The 26667-nt window shown below is 62.2% G+C and carries 25 protein-coding genes and 1 pseudogene; 16 read left to right on the top strand and 10 right to left on the bottom strand.

Annotation, left to right across the window (positions count from 1 at the left end):
- Positions 1-172: 172 nt before the first annotated feature.
- Positions 173-385 carry a hypothetical protein gene (locus VEB01_RS02785; protein ID WP_324872597.1) on the top strand — a complete coding sequence of 71 codons (213 nt, stop codon included), beginning with the start codon at positions 173-175 and terminating at the stop codon, positions 383-385.
- Positions 386-692: 307 nt separating this feature from the next.
- Entirely contained in the window at positions 693-1103 is a 411-nt protein-coding gene (locus VEB01_RS02780; RefSeq protein WP_324872595.1) for a hypothetical protein, read from the top strand.
- Positions 1104-1351: 248 nt separating this feature from the next.
- Here the strand turns inward: VEB01_RS02780 and VEB01_RS02775 are convergent, their stop codons facing one another.
- The gene (locus VEB01_RS02775) at positions 1352-1660 is read right to left on the bottom strand and encodes a hypothetical protein (RefSeq protein WP_324872593.1); all 309 of its coding nucleotides are present in this window, start codon (positions 1658-1660) and stop codon (positions 1352-1354) included.
- Between the two features lie 100 nt (positions 1661-1760).
- Here VEB01_RS02775 and VEB01_RS02770 point away from each other — a divergent pair.
- Positions 1761-2021 (top strand): annotated as a pseudogene (locus VEB01_RS02770) (transposase); the annotation flags it as partial.
- Between the two features lie 366 nt (positions 2022-2387).
- Here the strand turns inward: VEB01_RS02770 and VEB01_RS02765 are convergent.
- The 3 genes from VEB01_RS02765 to VEB01_RS02755 are packed head-to-tail and all read right to left on the bottom strand — an operon-like array spanning position 2388 to position 5016.
- Positions 2388-3140: an SDR family NAD(P)-dependent oxidoreductase gene (locus VEB01_RS02765; protein ID WP_324872590.1), complete on the bottom strand. Its 753-nt coding sequence runs from the start codon at positions 3138-3140 to the stop codon at positions 2388-2390.
- Positions 3137-4708, bottom strand: a complete 1572-nt coding sequence (locus tag VEB01_RS02760) for an NAD(P)/FAD-dependent oxidoreductase (protein WP_324872588.1) — start codon at positions 4706-4708, stop codon at positions 3137-3139. Before VEB01_RS02760 ends, VEB01_RS02765 begins: the two co-directional genes overlap by 4 nt.
- A gap of 26 nt (positions 4709-4734) precedes the next feature.
- On the bottom strand, positions 4735-5016 hold the full coding sequence (locus VEB01_RS02755; RefSeq protein ID WP_324872586.1) for a hypothetical protein: 282 nt from the start codon (positions 5014-5016) through the stop codon (positions 4735-4737).
- A 309-nt stretch (positions 5017-5325) separates the two neighbouring features.
- On the opposite strand from VEB01_RS02755, the gene VEB01_RS02750 reads away from it, so the two are divergent.
- The 13 genes from VEB01_RS02750 to VEB01_RS02690 all read left to right on the top strand — a co-directional run bounded on the left by VEB01_RS02750 (position 5326) and on the right by VEB01_RS02690 (position 20817).
- On the top strand, positions 5326-6459 hold the full coding sequence (locus VEB01_RS02750) for a cobalamin-independent methionine synthase II family protein (RefSeq protein ID WP_324872584.1): 1134 nt from the start codon (positions 5326-5328) through the stop codon (positions 6457-6459).
- Between the two features lie 102 nt (positions 6460-6561).
- Entirely contained in the window at positions 6562-7341 is a 780-nt protein-coding gene (locus VEB01_RS02745; protein WP_324872582.1) for an SDR family NAD(P)-dependent oxidoreductase, read from the top strand.
- Positions 7338-8306 carry a CoA transferase subunit A gene (locus VEB01_RS02740; protein WP_324872580.1) on the top strand — a complete coding sequence of 323 codons (969 nt, stop codon included), beginning with the start codon at positions 7338-7340 and terminating at the stop codon, positions 8304-8306. Before VEB01_RS02745 ends, VEB01_RS02740 begins: the two co-directional genes overlap by 4 nt.
- Positions 8282-9151 (top strand): CoA-transferase subunit beta, encoded by an 870-nt coding sequence (locus VEB01_RS02735; RefSeq protein ID WP_324872578.1) that lies wholly within the window; start codon positions 8282-8284, stop codon positions 9149-9151. Before VEB01_RS02740 ends, VEB01_RS02735 begins: the two co-directional genes overlap by 25 nt.
- Complete coding sequence (locus VEB01_RS02730) at positions 9148-10068, top strand: XcbA family protein (RefSeq protein ID WP_324872576.1); 921 nt, start codon at positions 9148-9150, stop codon at positions 10066-10068. The genes VEB01_RS02735 and VEB01_RS02730 overlap by 4 nt, the downstream gene beginning before the upstream one ends.
- Positions 10049-10954: a phosphosulfolactate synthase gene (comA, locus tag VEB01_RS02725; protein WP_324872575.1), complete on the top strand. Its 906-nt coding sequence runs from the start codon at positions 10049-10051 to the stop codon at positions 10952-10954. The genes VEB01_RS02730 and comA overlap by 20 nt, the downstream gene beginning before the upstream one ends.
- Positions 10955-10957: 3 nt before the next feature.
- Positions 10958-12472: a 2-phosphosulfolactate phosphatase XcbC gene (gene xcbC / locus VEB01_RS02720; RefSeq protein ID WP_324872574.1), complete on the top strand. Its 1515-nt coding sequence runs from the start codon at positions 10958-10960 to the stop codon at positions 12470-12472.
- Positions 12472-13827 (top strand): 3-sulfopropionylcysteine synthase XcbD, encoded by a 1356-nt coding sequence (gene xcbD / locus VEB01_RS02715; protein WP_324872572.1) that lies wholly within the window; start codon positions 12472-12474, stop codon positions 13825-13827. Before xcbC ends, xcbD begins: the two co-directional genes overlap by 1 nt.
- Positions 13827-14846 carry a coenzyme M biosynthesis enzyme XcbE gene (gene xcbE / locus VEB01_RS02710; RefSeq protein WP_324872570.1) on the top strand — a complete coding sequence of 340 codons (1020 nt, stop codon included), beginning with the start codon at positions 13827-13829 and terminating at the stop codon, positions 14844-14846. The genes xcbD and xcbE overlap by 1 nt, the downstream gene beginning before the upstream one ends.
- Positions 14837-16906, top strand: a complete 2070-nt coding sequence (locus tag VEB01_RS02705; RefSeq protein WP_324872568.1) for an acetate--CoA ligase family protein — start codon at positions 14837-14839, stop codon at positions 16904-16906. The genes xcbE and VEB01_RS02705 overlap by 10 nt, the downstream gene beginning before the upstream one ends.
- Before the next feature lie 147 nt (positions 16907-17053).
- A complete protein-coding gene (locus VEB01_RS02700) occupies positions 17054-18475 on the top strand; it encodes an aldehyde dehydrogenase family protein (RefSeq protein ID WP_324872566.1) in 1422 nt (473 codons plus the stop codon).
- Positions 18476-18534: 59 nt separating this feature from the next.
- Positions 18535-19890 (top strand): FAD-dependent oxidoreductase, encoded by a 1356-nt coding sequence (locus VEB01_RS02695; RefSeq protein ID WP_324872564.1) that lies wholly within the window; start codon positions 18535-18537, stop codon positions 19888-19890.
- A gap of 99 nt (positions 19891-19989) precedes the next feature.
- Entirely contained in the window at positions 19990-20817 is an 828-nt protein-coding gene (locus tag VEB01_RS02690) for an MEDS domain-containing protein (RefSeq protein ID WP_324872562.1), read from the top strand.
- A gap of 35 nt (positions 20818-20852) precedes the next feature.
- Here VEB01_RS02690 and VEB01_RS02685 read toward each other — a convergent pair whose 3' ends face one another.
- The 6 genes from VEB01_RS02685 to VEB01_RS02655 all read right to left on the bottom strand — a co-directional run bounded on the left by VEB01_RS02685 (position 20853) and on the right by VEB01_RS02655 (position 26576).
- On the bottom strand, positions 20853-21653 hold the full coding sequence (locus VEB01_RS02685) for an ABC transporter permease (protein ID WP_324872561.1): 801 nt from the start codon (positions 21651-21653) through the stop codon (positions 20853-20855).
- Entirely contained in the window at positions 21646-22410 is a 765-nt protein-coding gene (locus VEB01_RS02680) for an ABC transporter permease (protein ID WP_324872559.1), read from the bottom strand. Before VEB01_RS02680 ends, VEB01_RS02685 begins: the two co-directional genes overlap by 8 nt.
- Before the next feature lie 13 nt (positions 22411-22423).
- Positions 22424-23305: an ABC transporter ATP-binding protein gene (locus VEB01_RS02675; RefSeq protein ID WP_324872557.1), complete on the bottom strand. Its 882-nt coding sequence runs from the start codon at positions 23303-23305 to the stop codon at positions 22424-22426.
- Positions 23305-24339: an ABC transporter substrate-binding protein gene (locus VEB01_RS02670; protein ID WP_324872556.1), complete on the bottom strand. Its 1035-nt coding sequence runs from the start codon at positions 24337-24339 to the stop codon at positions 23305-23307. The genes VEB01_RS02675 and VEB01_RS02670 overlap by 1 nt, the downstream gene beginning before the upstream one ends.
- Positions 24340-25307: 968 nt before the next feature.
- Positions 25308-26042, bottom strand: coding sequence for a DUF7986 domain-containing protein (locus VEB01_RS02660; RefSeq protein WP_324872555.1), 735 nt, complete (start codon positions 26040-26042; stop codon positions 25308-25310).
- Positions 26043-26420: 378 nt separating this feature from the next.
- Positions 26421-26576 carry an EAL domain-containing protein gene (locus VEB01_RS02655; protein ID WP_324872554.1) on the bottom strand — a complete coding sequence of 52 codons (156 nt, stop codon included), beginning with the start codon at positions 26574-26576 and terminating at the stop codon, positions 26421-26423.
- Positions 26577-26667 lie beyond the last annotated feature (91 nt).

The following is a 26667-nucleotide window of genomic DNA, read 5'->3' as shown; positions in this document are numbered from 1 at the left end:
CGGCACTGGCGAAAACTCAATGGCATTCCCCGCTTGGCTCAGGTTATCGAGGGAGTCGTGTTCAAGGACGGAGTTCGGGAAGACGCCGAGAAAATCGCCGCCTGAGTCCGCCCCGTACACAAAATTTGACCATTACTCGTTGGTCGGCCATGCCGAGTTGCTGAAACTGGTCATGGAAAGTGATTTCAAGACCGGATATAAACAAATCATCGAAGAAAGCCTGGAATTGTTCGGTTATTACCTCATCTGGTTCGGCACTCTGGAAGCGCTTCTGGCGGCGCGATGGTCGTCGCAGAATTTATTCGGTTTTAATCAGCAGCGCGATTCCGGATTAAGCGGGATGCCAAAGATTCCGGAGCTGAATCCGCTTGGAGAGTCCCGATGAAGTCTCCTGACGAATTCGCGGAAGAACGTTGAGAATGTCCGCGAAAGGTATACGGTCATAAGGGAGTCGGTGACGAGTGCCAAGGATCCGGCTTAGGTCCGTCAGCGCTATATCAGCATGGACGCGTTGCGCCAGGACGGCGGCTTGCGCCTCCGACGCCAAACATTTCGGCGCCTGCGAGGTGTGATGAACGATCATGATTCTCACCTCCCGATTTTCGACTCATCGGGGCAGCTTCCGGACTTCCTATGGCTGCGATTCATGCCTTTCGCCGCAGTTGCGGCTGACAGTTCATGGAGGTACGAACGTGCAATACAAACGAATGCTCGTCTTTCTGGCTACGGTTGTTCTAACCGGATGCGCGGTCAGTCCGAAACAGCATCCGGAAGCCCTGCCCGCCTACCGGCTCTCCGAGAAGCTTTTCGAGCAGGGTCCGTATGGGCGAAATGCCATCGTGTGTACGCCGACCACCGTCGCAGGTCACTTCGTCGGCGCCGGGGTAGCCGTTGCCGTTCTTCCGCTTTATCTGGTGGGCGGCCCCATCGATCATTTCATCACCCCGAAACCTCCTTCGGAACGGCCCCCACCGATAGCATCAGCGCTCAGCAATGCCTCCTGGTTGTTCGGCACTTTCGCTGGATTGGTCGCAGGAACCCCTTTCTTGCCCCTTTCGTATCTCGCCGACCAGAGTCAGTGTAAACGAATTATCCTGTATTGAAGGCTTAGGGTTGTTTCGTCAAACCCTATCGAAGGCGACTTTGATGCGGGTTCCACGGTCGAGAGGACCGCTCTCGATCCGGACCTGTCGGCATGAAGATCGGCGATTTCCTTGACGATCGCCGACTAGAGCCCACAGCCGTCTCTGGGACTGCCGGGGGTGCGATAGAAGCGCTCGAAAATCCGCTCGCGCTTTGCGTCCGGAATCGTCGCCCCTTCATCATTCACTGCGACGGAGCCGCAACGGCCTCACGCCTGCTGTCCCGGTGAAGTCTTCGAGACCGAGGCGCGCACACGCCATACCTCGAGCGCCCCAAAGGTGAGCGCGACCACGACGGGGCCGACAAAGAATCCCGCCGCCCCGAAGACGATGATGCCGCCGATCAACGCGATCAGCAGTGGCACCGTGTGCAGATGGAGATATTTTCCGACTACGGATCGGATAAAGCAGGTTATCGGCCAACCCCACGACCGTAGTGCCCCAAAGCCCCAGGATCGCGGCCTGGCCCCATTGACCATCGAGCGCCAGCAACCCGGCCGCTGGTCTGGTACCCACACGAGGGGCGCGCCGAGCAGTGGGATGATCGAGAGGATGCCCATCATGATCGCCCAGAACCACGCCGCCGGGAGATCGAGCCACCAGAATATCAAGCCGCCGAGCAGTTATGAATCGGCTCGCGACGTGGCCCGCGCCCTCACCCAGACGACGGCCTATCAACAATCCCGCCACGAGAGAAAGAAAGTGGAGATGCTGTTCGCGCACCTGAAACGGATTCTCAGGTTCGACCGACTCCGCTTACGGGGCCTGACCGGTGCCAACGATGAGTTCATTCTCGCCGCCACTGCGCAAAATCTGCGGCGTCTGGCGAAGCTCTGCGGCCAACCTCCGCCCGAGGACAGGCGAGTTGTGCCTGCTTGAGGCCAAAACCCCTCCCATTAACCCACAACAACCGCCATCGAACCCCGATGGCAGCCCCCAAAAGGGGAATTCAGGTCAGATCACTCCCGCCGGCATCATCGCTCGCCATTTCAAACTAACTTTTTCAACAAAATCGGTCAAAAGCGGGCATTCAAGTGCCGGTCGGCTAATTGCGAAAGTTTTGGGTTACCATCACTCCGGGCAACTTTGAAAACCCGGCACATCACCGCCACTGAAAACCGAACTTCGTGGGCGTGAGAGAAGGTGTACTTGACCGGGTTCCGCCGGGCTTTCTTTTCAGTCGAACTCATGGAACACCTCTCTCCCTTTCCTCATAAATGAGGTGTCCACGAAATTGTGGCAGGATCAAATCGCTGTGTACCCCCCATCCATCACCAAGGCCGCACCGTTGAAGTAACGCGCGTCCGTTCCTGCAAGGAACAGGACCACGGAGGCGACATCGTTGGCGATGCCGATCTCGTTCTGGGGAATTCTGTCGAGCACCTGCCGCCGCAGGTCCGGGTTGTCCAACCGCCATTGCGTCATCGGCGTCTCGATCATGCCTGGACACAAGGCATTGCAGCGGATTCCCGCATGGGCATAATCCGCCGCGATCGAACGCGTGAGCTGAATCACCGCGCCCTTCGACGCCGTGTAGGCCGCTCGTCCCGGAAAGGCCACCAGGCCGGCCACGGACGCGATGTTCACGATGACGCCGCCGCCCTGCTCCAGCATCACGGGGATCGCGTTGCGGCAGCCGAGGAACACGCCCCGCACATTGACTGCGATCACCCGGTCGAACTCGCCGATGGGCGTCGCGTGAAGCACGGTCGCCTCTGGGTTTCCGGCGATCCCGGCGTTGTTGACCAGTACGTCGATCCGGCCGAAATGCTCGACCACCCGATCGATAATCCTCTCCATGTCCGCCTCGCTCGCGACATCCCCCGGAAGGCAGAGAACCCGGTCGCCATGCGCCGCCCAATCGTCCTGGCTACGCGCGGCCAGTCCCTCGGCCGAGAGGTCGACCGCCGCCACCCGGTCGCCGTGATCGAGAAAGCGGTGAGCGATGGCCTGGCCGTTCCCCGACGCCGCCCCCGTGACGACCACGACGCGGCTCACAGGTCCACCAGATGCTTGCGGCCCGACCGCAGGCGGGAAAGCTGGATGAAGTGGGTCGGGTTCAGGAACAGTTCGTCCATCTCGCCCAAGTCGTCCACCGTGAGTCCTTGCTTCACCAGCACGTTCAGGTACTGGAACGCGTCCTTCGCACCATAGCCGACATGATGGGCGCCCAGCACGCGGCGCGAATCCCCGTCGATGACGAGCTTTTGGTAGCCGGACATATGGGGTTTCGCCATGGCGTACAGCATGGTGCGGTCGGAAGCCGGCAGGGCGGCGTTCAGCCCGTTGGGATTGTCCGGCGGCATTTTGATGATGACCACGTTCCTGTGCCTGACGCGTGCCTCGGCCTCGCTCAGGCCCAGCCAGCTGACTTCGTAATGGGTGTGGAGGAAGTCCGGAAAATCCTTCGGCTCGTAATGCGCTTCGAAGCCCATGATATTGCGGGCGGCATACATCCCGCTCTTGCGGGCCTTGAACATTTCCATCGGTGCGCCGATCAGATCGCCGATGGCATAAACATTCGGCACCGAGGTCTGCAGCCGCGAGTTGACGATAATCTCGTTGCGCGGACCTACTTCGACGCCTAGCGCTTGCGCCGGCATTTCCGAGTTGGGAATCTCGCCCAGTGCCGTGAAGACGAAGTCGGTTTCGATCCGCTTCTCGCCATCGGGCGTCCGCACCACCACCGCCTGTACCCTGCCCTCGCCGTCGTCCTCGATGCGCAGGGCTTCCGAGCCTTCCCAGATTTCGACACCCTGCTCCTTCATGCGATCGAGGACGTAACCCCGGATCTCCGCATCGGGAATCAGCTTCAGGCATTCGCTGCGCACGACCAGGATCGTTCGCCGGCCGGTGGCGCTGAAAAAGGCCCCGTACTCGACCGCCGTCTTGCTGCCGCCGATGACCACGACGGTATCGGAAGGCTCGTAGTCCAGGGTCTCGACCAGGCTGACGTTGCTGTAGACGCCCTTGAGGCCGCTCCCCGGAATGTCCAGCGCCTGTGGCCGCGCCCCCAGGCCGAGCACGAGGTTTTTGGCCGTAAACCTGCGGCCGGCCACATCCACGGTGTGCGGGTCGACGATCCGGCCGGGCGCGTTGAGGATGTATTCGAGGTCGAGCTGTTCCTTGCTCTGGTAGTTCATCATGGCATGGGGGCCGGTGCGTCCGCGCCGAAAAAGATCTACCACTTCCCTGATCGACGTGACCACGCCCTCCATCGGTGGAAACCACAGCGTGCCGCCGAAGGTGCGTTGCAGCATCAACTCCGCCGCGCAGTCCGAGAAAACGTGGTGGGGAACGCAGGCATTGTGCGGACAGGAGCCCCCCAGGAACGGCCAGCGCTCGATGATGAGTTGCCGGCCGCCCATGGCGCGCAGATAGGCCGAGCCGAAACGGCCGCCGGCGCCACCGCCCAAAAAGATGGCGTCGTATTCCCGATCGTCCTTGTCGTCGATGTTGAACAGCGCCGTGTCGGTTTTTTCGTCGTGCAAGGACTCGATGAGATTCCCCCATTCCTCGAGGGCCAGTTTCTCGCCACGGACATTCATGGACTTCGTTGTGGTCACTGGGGCCTTCCTCGGCTGAAACGGGCTCAATGCATGCAGCAGGGACAACCCATCACCGCGGCCATCGTCAGCATGGCGTAGGTGATGGTGTGGTGGGCGGCGCCCGGCTTGGCATCGAACAACAGGGCAACCACGCGGCCATTCGGGATGTCGTCCGGCACTTGTTCGACCTTGAACCAGGTACCGAGGTAGTTCCCATCGGGATCGGCATGATCGCCGGGTTGTCCGGACGGCGATAGGCAGACCTTCAGGAGCGGTGCGATCGGCGCCGTTCCTTTCGTATCGGCCATGATCCAAACGTCTCTCATGCGCGGATTTCTCCGGTAATGTGCAATTGCCCGTAATTAATCAGACATATTCAAAGCCGTCAATAGCTGTCCCAAATCGGCTCACCTGTCCAGCATGAAAGCGATGTCTCTGGATATGTATTGACAAGTAAAGGTAAGAATGTCGTAATGCTTCGCACGAAGGAAAAAGCATATAGGCAAGCATGGATAGCAGCGGGTTCTTGTAGGCTTCATCAACCCCAGAAGGTCATCTCGACGTCGACCGAACGCAATGGCACTGCGTCCGATGCCGGGAATTGATTCTTCGGAACCAGAGCGGAGGAGAGAGCGATGAAACTGAATGGCGCAGAAGTACTGATTCCCACCAGCATGGTCGGCAACTATCCCAATCCCCGCTGGTGGGATGCGGAGTTTGCCCGGCACTTCACCGGAGACCAGCAGCCGCCCGACGCGATGTGGCAGGAGGCGCTGGAAGACGTCGTCGGCGCCCTGGTGCGCGACCAGGAGGCGGCGGGTCTCGACATCATTGCGGATGGCCGGGTCCACGGCGACAACTATGCCGACCAGGCGCTTTACTACTACATGCGGCGGCTCGGTTACGACCTGAAGGGCGGCCACTTGGGTTTTCCGATCTACAGCCGTCTTCATTCCGGCACTGTCACGCAGGAAATCAGGCGCCACGGCGCGCTCATGGTCGAGCAGGCGAAGGCCCTGCGCAAGGCGACCCGGAAGCCGATCAAGGTGCAATACACCGGCGTTCAGGTGCTCGCGCAATGCACCAATGATCTTCATTACAAGTCCAGCCGCGAGCGCGCGCTGGCCATCGCAGCGGCCATCAACGAAGACCTGAAAGAAGTCGAAGCCATCGGCGCGGACTTCATTCAGCTCGACGAGTTCACCTGGCCGTACTTCTTCGAAGACTATGCCATCGAAGCGTTCAACCGCGCGGTCGAAGGCATCGACAAGGCAAAAATCATCGTCCACGTCTGCTGGGGCAACTGGGGCGGCACGCCCGCTTACCAGCCCGACGAGACCGCGGGTTCGGGCGAAGTGTACGACCTCACGAAGCGCAAGGGAAAAGCGCCGTCGGCGACGGCCTCGATCATCCCGAAGGCTTATGAAGCGAACATCAGCGTTCTCAATCTCGAAAACTGCGGCCGGCGTTCGGACGACCTGTCCGGCCTCGACGTCATCAAGCAGCATCCGCTTCCGCCCAATGTCGATTTCTGGGCCGGCGTGATCGATGTGAAGAGCACGATCACCGAGACCGCCGACGAAGTGGCGGGCCGGATTCGCAAGCTCCTTGAATACGTTCCGGCGGACCGTCTCGGCGTCACCACCGACTGCGGGCTGATCCTGTTGCAGCGCTATATCGCCAAAGACAAGATCCATGCCCTCGTCGAGGGGACCAAGATCGTCCGCGAAGAAATCAGGGCGGGCAAGGTCTCTGCCAAGACCGCATAAAAGAACGGACCGGGATGCGACGCTCGCCTGTGGCCGGCCGAGCGTCCCGCTCCAACCCTTTGCACCGGGTGCCCAAACCCAACACTCACAAGACGACCGAACATGCACTCCAATAGCCGCAACTCGTTAACAGACCGGGTCGTCGCCATTACCGGCGGCGCCACGGGAATCGGATTTTCCACCGCCGAACGCTGCGCGGCGGCCGGCGCGCGCATCGCGATCATCGACCTTTCGCCGGAGCGCGGCGCCAGCGCGGTCAAGGCCCTGCGCGATCAGGGATACACGGCCAACTTCTATTGCGCCGACGTGACCGATGAGGCGCAAATCTCCAAAGCCATCAGCGATGCGGAACAAGACCTGGGTCCGGTGACCGGCCTCGTGAACAACGCCGGAATCGCGGGATTCGGATCGGTGCACGAAGCGAAACTCTCCGACTGGGATCGCATCATGGCGGTCAACGTGACCGGGACGTTTCTCGCTTCGAAGGCGGCGATTCCATCTATGATCAAGCGCGGATACGGTTCCATCGTCAACTTCGGCTCCGTGGCCGGCATGGTCGGAATCCCCACCATGGCGGCTTACTGCGCGGCCAAGGGTGCCGTGGTGAACCTCACCCGGCAGATGGCCGCCGACTATTCCGGCAAGGGAATAAGGGTCAACGCCGTCTGTCCCGGCACGGTGGCCTCGACCGACATGGGACATCAACTGCTGGGCAGCGACAGCAGCCCGGAGGTGCAGGCCAGGCGCCTGGCCAAATATCCGATCGGCCGTTTCGGCGAGCCCGGCGACATCGCCGCCGCGGTGCTCTTTCTCCTTTCCGATGAGGCCGCCTTCGTGACCGGCTCCGCGTTCGCGGTCGACGGTGGGATGACCGCGATATGAACGCCATGAATGGCATGGAAAGACCGGAGAGCACCGCCGTCTACACGGCCGGTTCCAAGCTGATGCCGCTGTCCGAACTCGCCGGCCTGGTCAGTGACGGTGATTCGGTGGCGGTCGGCGGCGGGCTCTCGTCGCGCGAGCCGATGGCGCTGCTCCGGGAATTGCTGCGCGCCGGCAGGAAAGGGCTCCACGTCATCGGTTCGGCGCACGGCATCGATATCGACCTCTTGTGCGGCGGAGGGGCCGTCGCGGCGACCTCCGAAAGCTATGTCGGATTCGAACAGGATTTCGGCATGGCGCCGAATTTCCGCCGGGCCTGCGAAGACGGTTCGGTCGAGGTGCACGACAATTGCTGCTACACCCTGGTGCAGCAGCTTCGGGCAGCCATCGCAGGGCTGCCGTTCATGCCGATCCGCTCCGTGCGCGGAACCGACATGCTCAAGCTGCATCCCGAGTTCAAAACCATGGAATGCCCGTTCACGGGCCAGGAACTGGTCCTGGTGCCGGCTCTGAAACCCGATGTCGCGATCATCCATGCCCAGTACGGGGACGAACAGGGAAATCTCCGCATCGAGGGTCCGCCCGTCGCCGATATTCTCTTCGCTCAGGCGTCCAAAAAAGTCATCGCGACCGTCGAGAAGATCGTGAGCACCGATCAGCTCAAGGAACTGGGCGGCGTGTCCATTCCTTACTTTTACGTGACGGCGCTGTCCGAGGTGCCATTCGGCGCCCATCCGACCTCGTGCTATCCGTTCTATGCCTACGACCGCACCCACACCCAGCTCTATTACACGGCGGCGAAAGACGGCCCCGAGGCGTTCGCTAGGGTCTACCTGGACCGCTACGTGTTCGATTGCGGCAGCCACGAACAGTACCTAGAAAGAATCGGCGGGCCGGCGGTGACCGGGCGCCTGGGTCAGTGGTCCGAAAGCACATCCGCGTGGCTCGAACTCTACAAGGCATAATCATGTCCTCAACCTGCACTCTCGGCGAAATGATGATCTTCCGGATCGCCCAAACGATCCCGGATGGCGCGCTCGCCTTTCACGGCTTCGGGTCTCCCCTGGTACAACTCGCCATGCATGTCGCCAAGCGAACCCACGCGCCCCGCATGGTGCTGATCGCGGGAGCGACCTATGGCGTGAATCCGGAGCCGCCCTTCCTCACGGCCACGACCAACGACTGGACCATGGACCGGGGCGCCTCCTCTTCGCTCGGTATCGGCGAGTTGTTCGACCTGGCCGCCTCGGGACGGCTCCACCGGATGTTCCTGTCGGGCCTCCAGATCGATCGTTGGGGCAACTGCAACGTCACCGGGCTGGGCGAGTCCCTGAGCGGGCTCAAACTGCCCGGCGGCGGCGGCGGCTGCAATCTGTCCTGCGACGTGGGCGACCTGACGCTGTGGACGGCGGCCCATCGCTGCCCGCCCAACAAGCACGGCGTGCGCAAGTTCCGCATCGTCGATAAATGCGACTTCGTGACGAGTCTCGGCCATCGCGCCGCCGACGGCACTCCACGCAAGCAGTTCGGCCATGTCGGGAACGGTCCGCAATGGCTGGTGACCGATCTGGGCGTGTTCGATTTCGACGCCTCGGGCCACCTGCGCCTGCATGCCCTCTACCCCGACACCACGGTCGAGGACGTGCTGGCGAATACCGAGTTTGCTCCGGTCGTCAGCGACGATCTGACGGTCACGGACGCGCCCTCGCAAAAGGCTGTCGACATCATCCGGCAACTGGATCCGATGAGAATTCATGAGAGGGAACTACGCCCGGAGGATCGCCAACGGTCTTTCGAGATCCGAGGATGAAAGAAATGGCCACGGCCTCGGGAGTCCGCCCGCTGAAGCACCGCAAGAATCTGGTCCAGATTCCGTATCGCGGCGTGAGCTACCAGCCGTACGCGGGGAAGATGACGGAAGCCGCGATTGCCGGGCATTTGCTCGGGAAAGAAGCCTATCGTCGAACCTATTTCGTCATTCTCCACACCGCGGAACAGCGGCACGCGCTCGTAGCGATCGATGTGGCGGACCGCGAAGCGCTGTTTTCGCCCATCGACCATGTCGAGGTGCTGGCGTTGCCGGAGCGATGCGTCTTCGTCAAGGACCCGGCGACGGATTGCGCCAACCGGTCCGCCCTGGCCGAACTCGCGGCAAAGCATGGCGTAAGCGTGGACCGGACCCTGATCTGCGAGGGGAAGTACGACCACATCAATTTCATCCACCGTCCGGACCCCATCCCGCTGCGGGTCGTCGAAGTCGCGCCGCCGGAGCCGCCCAAGCTCATGGGGCTGGTCCGGCAGGTGTTGAGCTACGCCGACCTGCCACCCATACGTCCCGTGCTCGAACGGATCGATTTGCGCGATCTGTGCGCCTCCGTGAGCCCGGCCCATTACCTGGTGCCTTGCCGTTCAGGCGGGCTCGACGATCTCGGCGCGCCGGTCCATTTTCTCGACGAACGTCCTGAAAAGCGGCTGGATTGGATCCTGGTCGGCTGCGAGCGGAGCTTGCAGTTTCACCGGCACTATTACGGCGACGAGCCGGAACGGGTCGAGATGTGCCCGCGCAAGCTCGCCAGGCAAGCCGATGGGCCCACGCTACTGAAATGCTGCCTGCTGGAATTCGACATCGAAAGGGACGGGGACACCGTCATCGTTCCCTGGGGAGCCGATTTGGCGATGGTCGAGCGGGCGCTTAAGGAGATTACCGATGACATCGACGCCGAATAGCACGCCCTGGCACGGCTTCAGGACGATAGACGAGGGACTGAGGTCCAGGATTCGGAGCCGTGGCGAGAGCGGCCTGACCATGGTCATCGACACCGGACTCGGGATGAGCGCAACGAACGATATTCTGGACCTGTCGGGCGCCCACATCGATCACTGGAAGCTTGGATTCGGAACTTCCGCCGTGATGCCGGAACGGCTGCTGAGACGGAAGCTGGACCTGCTGCGTAGCCGCGGCATTCTCACTTATCCCGGCGGAACCCTGCTGGAGGCGGCCCTGCTGCACGACTCGGGCGTCGCCTTCATCGAGCGCGCCAAGGACCTGGGATTCCGGGCGATGGAAATCTCGGAAGGGACCGTCGCGCTCGGAAGAGAGTTGCGGCGCTCGCTCATCCGGGAAGCCCGTGACGCCGAGATCGTTCCGATCACGGAGGTGGGCAGCAAAAACCCCGCGCGGCAGCTTTCCTGGGGCCGCGTGGTGGAGCAAGCGCGCGAGGACATCGACTGCGGCGCCGCGTGGGTCATTATGGAAGGGCGCGAATGCGGCATCAACGTCGGCATCTACGATGATTGCGGACAGATCCGCCCGGATTTTCTGGAGCATCTGGTCGAGGGCCTTAGCGATTGCCTGGACAGGATCATTTGGGAGGCGCCCTGGAAAGCGCAGCAGTGCCAGCTCATTCATCGCTTCGGCGCCAACGTCAATCTCGGCAACATCGAGACGACGCAATGCCTCGCGCTGGAAGCCTTGCGCTGCGGCCTGCGCTTCGAAACGCTGCGACCGACCGTAGAGGCTTTGCATCCGACGCTGATGATGGAGATCGCAGTCGAACCGATTGCCTTGCCGGCCAAAGGCGATCGCCTGCACCGAAGCGGGACGGGGACATAAGCCATGACGCATGTCTCTCCTCGCCAACCTCAAGTCCTGGAAATTGGCGCGCGGCTCAACGAGCCACCCTCGGCCAGCCTCCAGCAAACGGCTTTCGCCGAGGAAGCGGCGGCGCAAGAGCGGTTACGCGACGCGGTGGGATGGGCGGATATCGCCCATACGCTGATGCAGTCGCGCCTCCGCACGATTCCGCCCGAGGCAGCCGCCGAACTCATGGCGGCGCTGCTCGATCTGCAATGGGTCGATAACCGCCGCGAACTCGATCCCGCGCTGGGCGACGTGGTGACCAATCGCGAAGCGTGGCTGGCCGAGAAAACCGCGTCGGCAGGACATCTCGGCGCCAGCCGTGCCCGCCGCGAGGCGATCACCACAGGCTTCGTGCTGGTCCTCAGAAAGAATGTCTTGCGCCTAGCGGAAGCACTCTGCGCCATGGTTACACAAATGGCCGATCTCTCGGTGGCCCACCGCTCGACGGTATTTCCCGAGTACACCTATCTCCAGACCGCCCAGCCGACAACCTTCGGCCATTATCTGTCGGGCTTCGCCTTTCCCGCCGAGCGCGACTTGCAGCGGCTCCGTGCGCTCTACGCCCGTCTGAACCGGTGTCCCGCCGGATGCGGGAGCTCGAACGGGACTCGGCTGCCGCAGGACCGGCGGATGCTGGCCGATCTGCTGGGGTTCGATGGGGTGGTCGAGCACGCCCGGGATGCCATGTGGCAGGCGGATTTGCCGGTCGAGCTGGCGTCCTGCCTGGTGATGATCGCGGTGAACGTCTCGCGTCTCGCCGAAGACCTGATGGTTTTCGCGACCCACGAATTCGCGCTGCTGGAGCTGGCGGACCGGCACTGCCGCGCCAGCAAGATCATGCCGCAAAAGAAGAATCCCTTTGCCCTGAGCTACTTGCGGAGCCTCGCGAATCATCTGCTCGGAGTGCAAACCGCCGTCGCGGCCTCCGGCCGAACCCCCTCAGGGCAAATGGACAACCGCATGGAAGCCTACCGGGAGCTTCCCGCCGCTCTCGAAAGCGTTACGGCCGGCGTGAATCTGATGGCCGAAATCCTCGACGGTCTCCAGCTCAATGAAATCAATTGCCGCGCGACGCTGGCCACCTCGTTCGCCATGGCCACGGATTTCGCGGAAGAGCTGGTCGAGCTCGGCGGAGCGGATTTTCGGGAGGCGCATCGGGTTACGGCGCGGTTGGTCCGAACGCTTGCGAGTTCCGGCCACCGCCTCGACGAAGCGGACGCCAAGCTCATCGAGGATATCGCGATGGAGGAATTGGGGCGCCCGCTAAATCTCCGTGACGAGGACTTGCCGGCGCTGACCGATGTCGATGCCGCTATTCGGGCGCGGACAACGATCGGAGGCGCGGCGCCGGAGCGGGTGCTGGAGGCCGTTGCCCTCTTGCGGGACCGCGTCGAGAACCATTGGAACTGGACGCGGGAGGCCGCGAGCGCCATCGACGTCGCCGAAGCCGACCTGCTCGGCGCGGCGCGAAAACTGGCCGGAGATTGCTGATGGCGCTGTGGACCATGGGATCGGAAGTTTACGGCGGCGCCTGGTCGACGGAGGCCGTGCGAAGCCTGTTCACGGACAAACACCGCATCGGCCGATGGCTCGAAATCCTGGCGGTTCTGGCGAAGTGCCAGGCGGCTTACGGATTGATTCCGGAGTCCGCCGCCGCCGAGATCGAGCACGTCTGCCGGTCCATAGAGGTGAATCGGGCGATCCTCGAACAGCTGCGCCTGGATTACGAGGCCACCAGCCATTCGACCTATGGCTTGATCCGCCTGGTCAAGGACCGCTGCGGGATCGAAGCCGGCGAATGGATCTATTTCGGGGCCACCGTGCAGGACATCGCCGACACCTGGATGATGCTGGTGCTCAAGGATGCGAGGAAGCTCATCGCGGACGATCTGAATCGGCTGATTCTGGGGCTGGAGGCCCTGTGCCGCACCCACCGGGAAACGGTCATGCCGGGCCGCACTCACGGGCAGCAGGGGCTGCCGATCACCTTCGGCTTCAAGGCGGCCTCGTGGCTGGCCGAGGCGCGGCGCCAAAAGCGGCGGCTCGAAATCTTTGCGGGGCACGGGGAAGTCGGTCAGTTGGGCGGTGCGGTCGGCTCGTTGACGGGCCAGGGTACCGCGGCCCTGGACATCCAGGCGATGTTCTGCGCGGAGCTGGGCCTCCGCGTGCCGGACATGTCCTGGACGGCCAGCCGCGACCTCGTGCTCGAATGGGCTAATACCATTACGAATCTGGCCGGGACCGCCGACCGGATTTGCCGGGAGATTTACCACCTCCAGCGCACCGAGATCGACGAAGCGCGGGAAGGCTTCGTGCCCGGCACCATCGGCAGTATCACGATGCCGCACAAGCGCAACCCGGAAATTTCCGAGCACGTCGGAACCCTGGCGCGGGTGGTGCGGGCCAACGCCGCGATACTGGCGGAGGGCAGCGCCCACGAACACGAACGCGACGGGCGCTCGTGGAAGGCCGAGTGGCACGCGATTCCGGAGATCACCATGGCGGGCGCGAAAGCGGTTCAGCTCGTCGCCGACCTGATCGGGAATCTCCAAGTCGACGCGGGCAGGATGCGGCGCAACCTGGAATCTTCCCAAGGGTTCGTCTATTCGGAAGCTGTCATGATGAGGCTCGCCGGAAAAATCGGCCGGGCGACGGCGCACCGGGTCGTCTACGACATCGCGATGCAGGCCCGGGAAGGGAACCTGCCGTTCAGGGAAGCGCTTCTGAACAGCGAGACGGTGATGTCCCATCTGACACCCGAGGAAATCGGGGAACTATTCGACCCGATGACCCACGTCGGCTCATGTATGGCCTTGGTCGACCGCGCACTCAAGGACGTCCCGTGATGCGCACCCCCGGCTTGAGCACGCGATCCGTCGGCAAGGCGATTCTTCCGTTCCTGCCGCTGATTCGGCACCGCACGCCGGTGCATCCGTTGCCGTCCCTCGCGAGAAGGCTGAATCGGGAGCGGTTGTGGATCAAGCGCGACGACCTGATCACCTTCGGATTCGGCGGCAACAAGATTCGTGGCCTCGAATTCCTGGTCGGTGAAGCCCTGGCCAAGGGCGCCGATACCCTCATTACGGGCGCCGGTCCCCTGTCCAACCATGTGCGCGCCACCGCCGCCGTCGGCGCCAAATGCGGGCTATGCACCGCCGTCGTCTACTGGGGAGAGGACAAGGGGCACGAGTCGGGCAATTACGAACTGGTACGCATGTTGGGGGCGGAAACGAGGTTTACCGGCAGTCTCGATCGATCCAGCGTGGACGATCAGATGGCATCTCTGGCCGAAGAACTGACGCGCAGCGGCCGGCGGCCCTATGTCATCCCGCGCGGCGGCGCTTCTCCCCTGGGCGTGGTCGGCCACGTCCTGGCCGTGCAGGAATTGCTGAAGCAATTCACCAGGCGGGCCGTGATGCCTGAGGTGGTCGTGCTGCCCGTCGGATCGGGCGGCACGCTGGCAGGCTGGCTGCTCGGAACGAGCTACTTCAACGCACCGTGGCGTGTGGAAGCTGTCACTGTGAGCCGTCCGGCGGCCGAAGCGAAGACGCAGGTCCTGCAACTGATGCGCGAGACGGAAAGGCTGCTCGGCATCGATTCCGGCGTGAGCGAAAGCAGCGTCGTCATCCATGACGGCTACATCGGCCCCGGCTATGGGGTTCCCTCGGCGGAGGGCAGCTCGGCCATCCGGCTCGCCGCCGTGGAAGAAGGCGTGTTCCTGGACCCGGTCTATACCGGCAAGGCACTGGCAGGCCTCGTCGCGCTGTGCGATGCGGGTCGTTTCGACGACTCGAAGGCCGTGCTGTTCCTGCATACGGGCGGCCAGCCCGGATTATTCGTGCCGGGGCAATGCGCATGGACCTGAGCTGGGCCAAGGCCCTATTCGAGCCGACAGGTGTCGCGGTATTCGGCGCGTCGGCGCAGCACGTCAAGGCCGGCAACGTTCTCCTGGCCAATCTCACGGCTCCCGAGGCCGGATTCCAAGGGCGGGTGGTCGCGGTCCATCCGACGGCCCAGGCGATCGGCGGCGTCAGTGCGGTACGCTCCATCGCCGAGTTCGGCCACGGTGTGAACCTCGCGGTGATTGCGACGCCCCCCGCGACCGTGCCGGGCATCCTCGCCGATTGCGCGAAGGCCGGCATTCGCGCGGCCATTGTGGTGAGCGGCGGCTTCGCGGAAGCGGGCGAGGACGGCCAACGGCTCCAGGCGTCGATGCTCGAATCCGCCAGAACTCACGGGATACGCCTGATCGGGCCGAACTGCTTCGGCGCCGTCAATACGTCCTTCGGCCTCAACGCTTCCATCGGTGTCGGCATGCCGCGCAAGGGCGGAATCTCATTGTTTACCCAGAGCGGCGCGTACGGGATGGCCGCCTTTGCCCGTTCCGAGATGACTCGTTGCGGCTTCGCCAAAATCGTATCCGTGGGGAACAAAGCGGATGTCAATGAAGCCGACATCCTGGCGTATTTGGCAAGCGACGGCGAGACCCGCGTGATCGCGATGCTCCTCGAATCGTTTTCCGATGGCCGAAGGCTTTTCGAACTCGCCCGCACGGTCACGCCAATCAAGCCCGTCGTCCTGCTGAAAACAGGCCGGGGACAGGCCGCGCAGCGGGCGGCGTCCAGCCACACGGCGGCGCTGGCCGACGATTGGCGGGTGGCCGAAGCCGCGTTGCGTCAGGCGGAGGTCCGGGTGGTTTACGACGGAGAAACCCTGATCGACGTGGCCGAGGCGCTGGACCGGGGCGGCCAAGTGGCCGGGCGCAGGGTTGGGGTGATTACCAATTCCGGCGGGGTCGGCGTCGAGCTGGCCGACCTGCTGGAGAGGGAAGGTTCCGAGGTTCCGGCGCTGGCGGAGCCTACCCGCGACGCATTGCGGCCATTCCTGCCGGTGTTGGCGTCCACGGCCAATCCCATCGACGTGACTACCGACTGGCTCCGATTCCCGGAGTCCTACGGCATGGGCGTCCGCCTGCTGTCATCCAGCGGGGAGGTCGACGCCATCGTGGTCGTGCTCGTTCAGCGGGCGGCACAACAGCGGGATGTCATCGACCGGCTGATCGTGGAAATCCACGCGGCCCGGGAGCGGCACGAACAGGTTCCGGTCTTCGTGTGCTGGCTCGCCTCGACCAGCGCCGAGCCTGGCATCCGTCGCTTGCAAGACGCGGCCATTCCCTGCTTTCGGGGCGCCGAGCGGGTGGCTCGCGTGATCGCGCAGTGCCGCTCCCAACTCGGTGAACAGGTGCCACCGCGGACCCTACCCAAACCGGGAGAGCAAGACACTGGGCTATCCGGATGGCTGTCCATGGCGGAAGCGCTCGCAGCGGTTCGGGATGCCGATCTGCCCCTGGCCCGATTCGGCGCTTGCGGCGATCTCGGGCAGGCCGCGGCAAGTGCGCGCGAACTCGGCTATCCGGTCGTGCTAAAGGCGGATCGTCCGGGACTGCTACACAAGACCGAGGCCCGGGCGGTGCGCGTGGACATCGCCGACGAGGACGAGCTGCGCGCGGCTTGGGCGGATTTCGACCGGCGCCTCGGGAGCGGCAGCTCGGTGGTTCAGGAGCAGGCGTCCGGCGGTGTCGAGCTCGCCGTCGGCGGGTACCGGGATGCCGGTTTCGGGCCGGTCGTCCTGTTCGGGATCGGCGGAGTGTGGATCGAAGTCTTGCGGGATTTCTCCCTGAGGCTGGCTCCGCTCAACCTTGCCGAGGCCCACGCCATGATGGACGAACTGCGCTTCCGGATGGTCCTCGACGGCGTACGCGGCTCACCGGCGATCGATCGGGAAGCGCTGGCGCACTTGTTGGTGCGGGTGTCCGCCTGGTTTGAGAAATCGGCGTGGTTGGAGGAGTTCGACTTCAATCCGGTGATCGCAGGAGAACAAGGATTGTCGATCGTGGACGCCCGGATAAAGGTTCGGACGGACTGAGATTTTCTCCTTCTCCCTGAGGGAGAGGGAATTAATAGCCGTTCTGCGTGTCGAGTTTGCGCTCATTGCGGGGCACGAAGCCGACTTCGCTTTTTATAAAAGGCTGCTGATCGCGGCCATCAATATTGTGAGCTTAGGAGAAATGGCATGAGTAATGAAGTCAAGAAACCCGTGGACACAGAAGCTACGCGCCACGAAATCGGTGAATTGATCGCGAAGGCGAGAGCGGCTCAGGCGGCGATAGAAAACTACACCCAGGAGCAGGCCAACGAACTGGTGACGGCCGCCGGCTGGCATGTCTTCAAGAACCGCGAGGCCCTCGCCCGCCTCGCCGTGGAAGAAGGCGGGTTCGGCAATTATGCCGACAAGGTGTCAAAATTCGAGAATCGGGTGCTGGGCACGCTGACGGACATGGCGCCCGTGCGTACCTGTGGCATCGTCGATGAAATTCCCGAAAAAGGGCTGATCAAAATCGCGAAACCCGTGGGTGTCGTGGCGGCCCTGATTCCGGTTACGGGACCCGACGCGACGCCGCCGGTCAAGGCTCTGGCGGCGCTCAAGGCACGCAACGCCATTATCCTGTCGCCCCACCCGAAGACGCGCCGGACCAGCGAGGCCGTCGTGGAAGCCATGCGGCGCGGTTGCGAGCAGGTGGGAGCGCCGGCGGACCTGATCCAGATCATTACCCAGCCCTCCATCAAAAAGACGGAAGAACTGATGCGCCAGGCGGACCTGGTCGTCGCGACCGGCGGCGCCGCCATGGTGAAGGCGGCCTACAGCTCCGGAACGCCGGCCTACGGGGTTGGAGTCGGCAACTCCGTCCACGTGGTGGACGATACGGCGGATCTGGATGACGCGGCGGCCATGATCGCCCGAGCCAAGACTTTCGATTATGCGACCAGTTGCCTCGCCGACAACGCGGTCGTTGCCCACGAGAGCATCTACGACGAGCTTCTGCGACGGCTGGTCAAGGCCGGCGGGTTTGTTTGCGATGCGGAGCAGAAGGAGCGGATTCGCAAGGTGATGTGGCCGGACGGAGGACACATTCCGACCATCGATGTCATTGCGAAGCCGGCTGCGCACATCGCAGTCCTCGCGAACGTGTCGATACCGCAAGATCGTTCCTTCCTGATCGTCGAGGAAACAGGCGTGGGCTACGAACACCCGTTCTCCGGCGAGAAGCTTTCCGTTGTGCTGGCTTTGTACCGGTATGCCGGCGGCATCGAATCGGCCATCGCCCACGTGAACGAAATCACCCGGTATCAGGGGATGGGCCACACCTGCGGAATCCATAGCCAGAACGAAGAGAGCATTCTCGCCCTGGCCATGCAGACCAAAACCGGACGGGTCATGGTGAACCAGAACCTGAACGAAGGGGCCGGCAGTCCTCGCAATGGAATGCCTTATACCCTGTCGCTTTCCTGCGGTAGCTGGGGCGGGAACATTACGACGGAGAACGTGAACGTCCGCCATTTCTTCAATCTGACCTGGGTTTCCCGCCCCGTTGCACCACGATCGATCTCGGTGGACAGCGTTTTCAGGGAACACATTGCCAAGTATGGCGACTAAGACACACGACTCATGACGGTCTTTTCGTAACAAAATTCGGCACGCAGGCGGTAAATCGAATGTCCGAACGACTCGTGATCGTAGGTGGTGTCGCGGCAGGCACCAAGGCTGCGGCAACGGCTCGCAGGAGAAATGCGGGCGCCGACATTGTCGTGCTTCAGGATGAGGCGGACGTGTCGTATTCGGCGTGCGGGTTGCCCTATCACCTGGCGGCCCTGGATCGCATCCCGAGAAGAAACCTGATCGCCCGCACGCCCGAGGCATTCCGGGCGGACGGCATCGACATGAGAACCCGGCATCGTGTCGAAGAGATCGACCCCGATCGGGGAACCCTGAAGATCCGCGACCTCCAGGCTAGCCGTGTCTACGCTGAACCGTTCGACCGCCTTTTGCTGGCCACGGGGGCGCGGGCAAATCGGCTGAACGTGCCGGTGTCGCCCGATGCACCGCCCATCGTGCATCTGCGTTCGATTGTCGATGCGGACCGCATCGTCGGCATGCTGCCGGATGTCCGCGGGGTCGTGATTCTGGGCGGCGGGTACATCGGGCTGGAGATGGCGGAAACGTTCTCGCGGCTCGGTCGCGAGGTTGCCATCGTGGAAATGATGCCGCGCCTGGTACCCGCGTTCGCTACCGCGCTAGGGCAGGTGGTCGAGGACCGGGTTCGCGAGAACGGAGTCGAACTGTTCATAGGCTCCCGCGTATCCGGATTGGACCAAGGACATGTGATTCTCGAAAACGGGGAACACATTCCGGCCGATCTGGTCTTGGCAGCGACGGGGGTAAGCCCCTCGACGGACTTGGCGACGGCGGCGGGAATACAGCTGGGCCAAACCGGCGCGATTGCCGTGAATTCACGGATGCAAACCAATCTGTCCCACGTCTATGCCGCCGGAGACTGCGCGGAATCGCACCATGTGGTGGCCAACCGGGCCGTGTGGCTACCGCTCGGAGACGTCGCAAACCGCCACGGCAAAGTGGCCGGCACGAACATGGCCGGAGGGCGCGCAGTGTTTTCGGGTGTGCTGGGTACCGCCATCTTTAAGGTATTCGGCCTAGCCGTGGCCAGAACGGGATTGGGAGAAGCGGAGGCCTTAGCCGCCGGATTCGATCCCATATCACACGTCGTGGAAGTGCCGAGCCGGGCGCGCTATATGGAGGGATCGAGAAAGCTCCTGATCCATCTGACCGCCGACCGCGGCACCGGGAAGGTGCTCGGCTGCCAAGCCACGGGCGAGGACGCCGTGGACAAAATCATCGATACGGTGGCCGCGGCACTATGGGGCAATCTGACGGTGGACGACCTGGCGGATCTCGACCTTGCTTATGCGCCGCCGTTTTCGCCGGTGTTGGCTCCGGTGCAGGTGGCCGGGGAGGTCCTCAAAAAACATGTGGGAGGCATCCAAGGCAAATAATCGCCGAAAATTGAAACAGTGTAGCTATGGATAGGTCTATTGTAGTATGTAACATCAATCACTAATATGCTTACATCGACAACAATAGTTAAAGCGAGTATGGATAAGAGCAGGAAGTTACTTACGATTACCGAGGCCGCCGAATACCTGAACGTCAGCAAGTCGTCCTTGCGGCGCTGGTCGAATGAAAATGTACTGCCGTCCTTCCGCGTGGGTATGCGGGGAGAAAGGCGCTTCGACATCGGTGATCTGGATGCATTCCTCGTCGCACAAGGCAAGGCGCCGAAATCCTCGGAGAGGAAGCAGAGTGCCGAGGGCTCTTCGCCGCGCGAAATCCTGGATGCTTGTGCGGGCCACGGGACGCCGCGGCACGTTTCTCTGCATTTTCGCGACGAACAGGAACAATGGCGCCTGCTGGCCCCTTATTTGATCGGCCACTTGTCGGAGGGCTCCTCCGTGCTGTACATGCACGATAGCTCTCATCGAACGGAAATCATCGACCGTCTTCGCAACGAAGGCATCGATGTCGATAAAGCCTTGAGAACCCGGCGGCTTGTCCTTTTGGCGCCGCAGGAGTGCTATTTGCAGGACGGTTTCTTCGCGGCGGACAGGATGCTGCGATTTATCCGGAAGCAGGCGGCGACGCTGCTTGCGAACTCCTCGATCAAGGCCATGATCACCGGCGAGATGACGTGGTTTCTGACCGGCGCGCCCGGCGTGGAACAGATGCTGGCCTACGAGCGTGAATTGAACGATCTGCTGCAGGACTCCCCGCAATTGACCATCGTGTGCCAATACCACTTGAAGCGGTTGAATTCGGAAACGACTCTCGGCGCCCTGTTGACCCATCCCTTTGCTCACTCGGTGGAAGGATTTCGACACGGGCTGTACATGGATCCCTTGTCCGCGCCGGCCAATTCGGTCTGAAGCGGACCGCGAAACTCTCGTGGGACTCCAAAGCATTACTTGTATCTTGCCGCTCTGCGTTCGAGCCGTCGGACCCCGTAGTCGAGCGAAGCCCCGATGAGGCCGATCACCGCCATCGCTCCAATAGTAAGCGTCGCTTGCAGGTTTTCCTGACCGACCAGGATCAGGAAACCCAGCCCTGTAAGCGCGCCGGGTCCCGCGATGATCTCGGCTCCCACCAGCGCGAGCCAACCGTTGGCCAGCCCGATTCGTAGCCCCGCGACGACCAGAGGCGTGGCGGCCGGCAGCCCGATCCTGAACAGGAGGGTGGCAGGGCCCGCACCCAGCATGCGGGCCGCGTTGATGAGCCCCGGGTCCACCAGGCGGATGCCCTGGTAAGCGTTCATCAGCATCGGCGGCAACGCCGCCGTGAAGATGACGAAGGTTTGGGAGCCGAAGCTCGCGCCGAACCAGAGCAGCGCGAACGGCGCCCAAGCGATGGGCGGTACGTTGCGGAATAGCTCGAACAGCGGATTGAGCAGATTTCTGACCAGAGGGACATAGCCCATCAGCAGTCCGAGCGGGATGCCTACAGCCGCGGCCATCAGGAACCCCGAGAGGAAGCGCAACAGGCTCCAGCCGGCATGAACCCACAGCGTGCCTTCGCCGATGCCGTGGGTGGCCAGCCAGATCAGCTTTTCCGCGACCTGCCACGGGGTCGGCAGGAAATCCGGCGACACCTCGAACGCCGCGGCGATGCCCCACCAGATCAATATCCAGACCGACGCACCCAGTACCACCGCCAACCCGGCCTGCATCGGCCGCGTTTGTCTCGCGGCGGATTCCGGTTCACTCATGCTCGCCCCAAGGGATGATCCGCTTTTCCATGGCGCGGAACAGCAGGTTCATGGCAAAGCCCAGCAGCGCGACCGCGATCATGCCGACGGCCATGACATCTGATTCGACATTGCGGTAGCCGTTCATGATAACGAAGCCGAATCCCGCCGTGGCGACCACCAGTTCCGCCGCGACCACGGTAGCCCAGGCGCTGCCCAGCGCGATACGAAGGCCCGTGGCGATCATGGGCAGCCCCGCCGGAATCGCCACCCGAAACAGCAGCGCGGCTTGGCCGGCGCCCAAGGTGCGCGCGGTGCCGATCAGGTGCGGGGGCACTTCCTTAATGGCGACGTAGGCGTTGATCAGGCAGGGCGTGATCGCCGAGACGAAGACGACGAAGGTCTTGCCGGTCAGGTCGATGCCGAACCAGAGGATCGCCAGCGGAATCCAGGCGGGCGGCGGTATCGGCCGTAGCAGGCTGACCAGGGGCCCGAACAGGATTTCGACCGGGCGCGCCCAGGCCATGAGTATGCCCAGCGGCACGCCGATCAGCGCCGCGGCCAAATATCCGCTCAGCACCACGGACAGACTGGCTTCGAGATGGGCGAGCAGGGACGCGCCCAAATAGCCGTCGCTCAACCTCTGCGCCGCTTCGATCACGGCCGGCGGCGACGGCAGGATGAACGGGCTGACCATCCCGAGCGCGGTGACCGCCCACCAGGCGGCCAATACTGCGCCAATCGCCAGGGCGCCAAAAGCGAATTGGCCGTACCGCACGCGCCGTTTCCGCTTATTCGACCACGATCTCGTCGCGGATCAGGTCCCAGACCCGGCCGCGCAGATCCTGAAAGTCGTTGCGGCGCATCACCCGGTCGAGCGGCGCCGTCCGCCAGTGTGCCGCGCCCGTCGTCTCGCGCACGTCGATCACGGCCTTGGTGCGTCCGGGCCGCCGCGTCATCACGACGATACGGTCGGCGAGAAACACCGCCTCCTCGACGCTATGGGTGACGAAGATCACCGTCGGCTTGTGCTCGGACCAGACCCGGACGAGCTCTTCCTGCATCACGGTGCGATTCTGCGCATCTAGCGCCGCGAACGGCTCGTCCATCAGCAACAGGCGCGGCCGCAGCACCAGGACGCGGGCGATGGCTACCCGCTGCTGCATGCCGCCCGACAACTGCCGCGGATAATGCTGCTCGAATCCCTTGAGGCCGATGATCGGCAGGTAATAGTCAAGCCGTTCGCGGCGCTCGGCCGGAGGGACGCCGTTGAGACGCAAGCCGAATTCGATATTTTCGACCACCGTCTTCCAGGGGAAGAGCGAAAAGTTCTGGAACACGATGGCCTTGTCGGGACCCGGCCGCCGGATCGCTTCCCCGCCGAGAAAGACCTGGCCCATGGTGGGGCTTGCCAGCCCGCCGCCCATGGCCAGCAGGGTGCTCTTGCCGCAGCCCGAAGGGCCTACGATCACCAGAAACTCGCTGGCGGCGATTTCGAGCGAGAAGCTGTCGATGGCCAGCGTGGGCTGGGCGTTTCGATGGCCGGCGAACCGCATCGATACGTCCTTGTACCGGACGCCGTTGCCCGGCGCGGGCGGTTTGATAACTTGGTCTTGCGACCCGCCGCCCGGTTTTTCGGATCCGCCCAAGAACACGCTGCGCCGAAGGAACATCAGGGCTGAACCGCCTTTTGCAGGAACGAAGCGTCCACCAGCGGGCGGAAGTCCGGCACTTCCTTCATCCGGCCGTAGCGGATGAAAAACCGCACGATGCCTTCGTAGGCGCGCACGATGAACGGGGCTCCTCCGTCGGCCGGCGTCAGGTAGCGGATTTGGTCTTCGAGGGTGTTAGCGGTCATCACGAAAGTGACGACGTCCTTGAGCACGGCCTCGGTGGAGGTTTGCCCGTTGAATTCCATGAACTTTCGGTACATGTCCAGCGTGCGGGTCGGGTCCTGCTTCACCCATTTCACCGCATCGCCGTTCGCTCTGAGCCATTTAACAACGAGGTCCGGCCGCCTGGCGGCGAAGTCCTTGGCCGCCACCCAGACTGTCGCAATGTCCAAGCCGGCCTGGCCGCCATCGCACAGCACCCGGTTGCCGCGTTCCAGAAGAGTGGAGGTGAACGGTGGCCAGACCTGCGCGAGATCGCCCCGGCCGGCCGTGAACGCGGCCAGCGTGGCAGCCTGCTCGCTGGGAATGATGGACACGTCTTTCGGGACGAGCCCAAACTTCCGCAGGCAAGCCTCGGTCATGTAATGCCCAGTGGAGAGGGTCGTCACGAAAATCTTGGCGCCCTTGAGCGACGCCGGATCGGTGAGCGCCTTGGCGACATAGTCCGGACGTCCGATCAATTTGTGCTGCGGCGCTTCGTCATAGATCAATCCAATCGTGATCATGCCCAGCGAGGACGCGCCAATCACCGCCGGCGGCGCGCCCAGGAAAGCTATGTCCCACTCTTTCGCGGCGGCGGCCTGAACGATGGGCGCACCGCTCGGGAAGAAGCGCAGATCGGAGTCGATCCCGTATTTCGCAAACAGCCCAAGTTCCCTGGCTACGTACTGAATGAACCCTGGATAGTTGGTCTGGGAAAAGGTGCGTACCTTGTCGCCCCCCTGCTGAGCGCTGGCCGCTGGCGCCACGGCAGCCAGCAAGGCCACCAAGGCAAAGCTTCGAATGACACGGATCACTTGAGTACCTTTTTGCATGTTCTCATTTTCGGATAGCCCGAATGACAACTATGATTATCTACAAAATTGCACTCAATATGATCATAGTTGATCATACATGTCAAAGACTGCGCATGTTAATCCTTTGCTTTGTAACCTCATTTGCTGCATGGCGTAGCCGCTAGATCTTTGTCTTCAAGTTTGCCGTGGTAGTGTTAGACCTCGGCATGCCAGGGATGAACGGCCATGCCGGGGTTGATCGACAGCACGGTGGTCCGGGCTCATCCGGGTGCGGCAGGGGCCGAGGGCCGTACCACCGAGCACGAAGCGCTGGGACGCTAGCGGGGCGGCTTCAGCACCAAGATTCATGCGGTGACTGATTCTTGATTAGGCAATCCCTTGGGCTTCGTTCTCACCGGTGGGCAGGAATCCGATAGCGGACAGGCGGAGCGCTGGGCGGCGAGTTTCCGGCGGAAACCGTGATCGGTGACAAGAGTTACGAGGCCGAGGCGTTCGTGAAGGTTCTGGAGGCGCTCGGCACTTAATCGGTGATCTGTCTCGGTCCCACCGCCTGAATCCTCGTGCCTGCGACTGGCATTTGTACAAGGAACGTCATCTGATCGAAGGCTTTTTCAACCAAATCAAACATTACCGCCGCCTCTTCGGGCGTTTCGAGAAAACCGCTTGCCGTTTCATGGCTTTTTAAATGTCGTCGCCAGCCTGATCTGGACTCGGTAAAACATCAACAGAACCTAGCAAGATGCTCAAAAGGTTTGAAGCCGATGGCGGTTCTGTTTGCGCTCCGGCGCAGTGGCTCACGCCGAGCATAAAGCGTACGGGCGTTTGTGGTTCGAGGGAGTTTTGACCCTAGAAGTCTTGGCCCAGCAGCCGATTGAACTACGCTCCGCTCGCCCGGCAGGCCAGCAAGGGGCTTCACTTAATGGCAGTGCCGTGGACGGAAGGAACATAAAGCGGTCTTTATAAACCGGGCCGAAGATCATGACCAATTACCAAGCCGGATGATCCATATCGGTATAAAAGACATTGTCCTCCCCACCCGCATGCAGGGATACCCGAATTACCTGTGCGGTAAATGAAGCTTCCTGAGCCGGAGAAAACAAGGGGTGGAATTGCGGCGACTTGTCGTGCGAAAACTTCCGGATAATGGGCGTAATGCTTTGCTCGAAAACTGGTTCGGGCAGGGGAATTAGCGTGCCCGACGACATGTAGAAATCCGCCAGCGGTAGGATTCTTCCTGCCAGGATAATCCCCGGCGAGCCGGTCTCGCTCAGACCGATATCCATCAGATTCAGGGCTTCGCCCGTCAAAAGATCGCGCAGAGTGGCACCGAGATGGGGATTGATTTCCTCCACCCGGAATAACGAATAACGGGATTTCACCATCGCTTGCAACAGAATCATCTCGGTGGATTCGGAGGCTGGCGGCGACTGTTCCAGATACCGCTCAATGACGTTTTTCCCGGCCCGCCGGTAATGATGAAAGCAGTAATCGTAAAGGATGCCAACTTCATCGTCGTTGTTGAAAATCAGGGTGCCCGCCTTGAAGAGCCCCAATTTCTTGCCGCATTCCGGCACCGCCGCCTTAGGCACCTGCTTGGCGAGCATCGTATTCAGACCGATCCCGGTCTTCCGGAACTGCTTGTAGCGGTCGAGCAATTCCTCGTTGTGGTTGTGATCGTCGGTATGATGCTTTTTCTTGAAGGAGAAAAAAGGCCACTTCATGGTGATGGTCTTCGGTTGGTGTGGGAGTCGGGCGCCAGGCTGGCGATGGAAGTTGATGTGCGCGGCATATTAACCCAAGACTTTGGGGGACGCTTGGGCGATATCATTACTCAGGATGGTTTTGGTGGTCCACCGACGGCAACACCAGCCTGCGGTTCTCCCGCAGTACGCGGGCAAACTCCCCGGCGGGTACGGAATGACTGGAATAATAGCTTTCATGCGTCGCAACGATGCCGGCAGAGGAACAGCAGTTGCTCCTCCGTCTCCACCTCTTCCGTGATTACCCTGTGAGGCCCAGGCTGTGGCTCAGGGAAATGACGCTCTGGACGATGACCGCGTCGTTGTTGTCGATAGCGATGTCCCGGACGTAAGGGCTGGTCAATCTTCAAGGCGGTCGAACAGGAACCGTTTGAGATCGCTCAGGCTGGAATAGCCGGTGCCGAAATCGTCCATGGACAGCTCCACACCCAAGTCCTTCAATTTTCCTAGGTTCTGTTGACATTTCGGGAGCTCTCCGGCGATGTCGCTCGCCATTTACGAAATGGCGAACCGATTAGCAGTCACGGAGAATGAATGGCGTATCCTCTTTCCGATTTTGGCGGCTCAAAAACATGTATATATCGGC

Source organism: Methylocaldum sp. (assembly GCF_035627495.1).
Classification (GTDB): domain Bacteria; phylum Pseudomonadota; class Gammaproteobacteria; order Methylococcales; family Methylococcaceae; genus Methylocaldum.
This window is presented reverse-complemented; position numbering and strand designations above follow the sequence as displayed.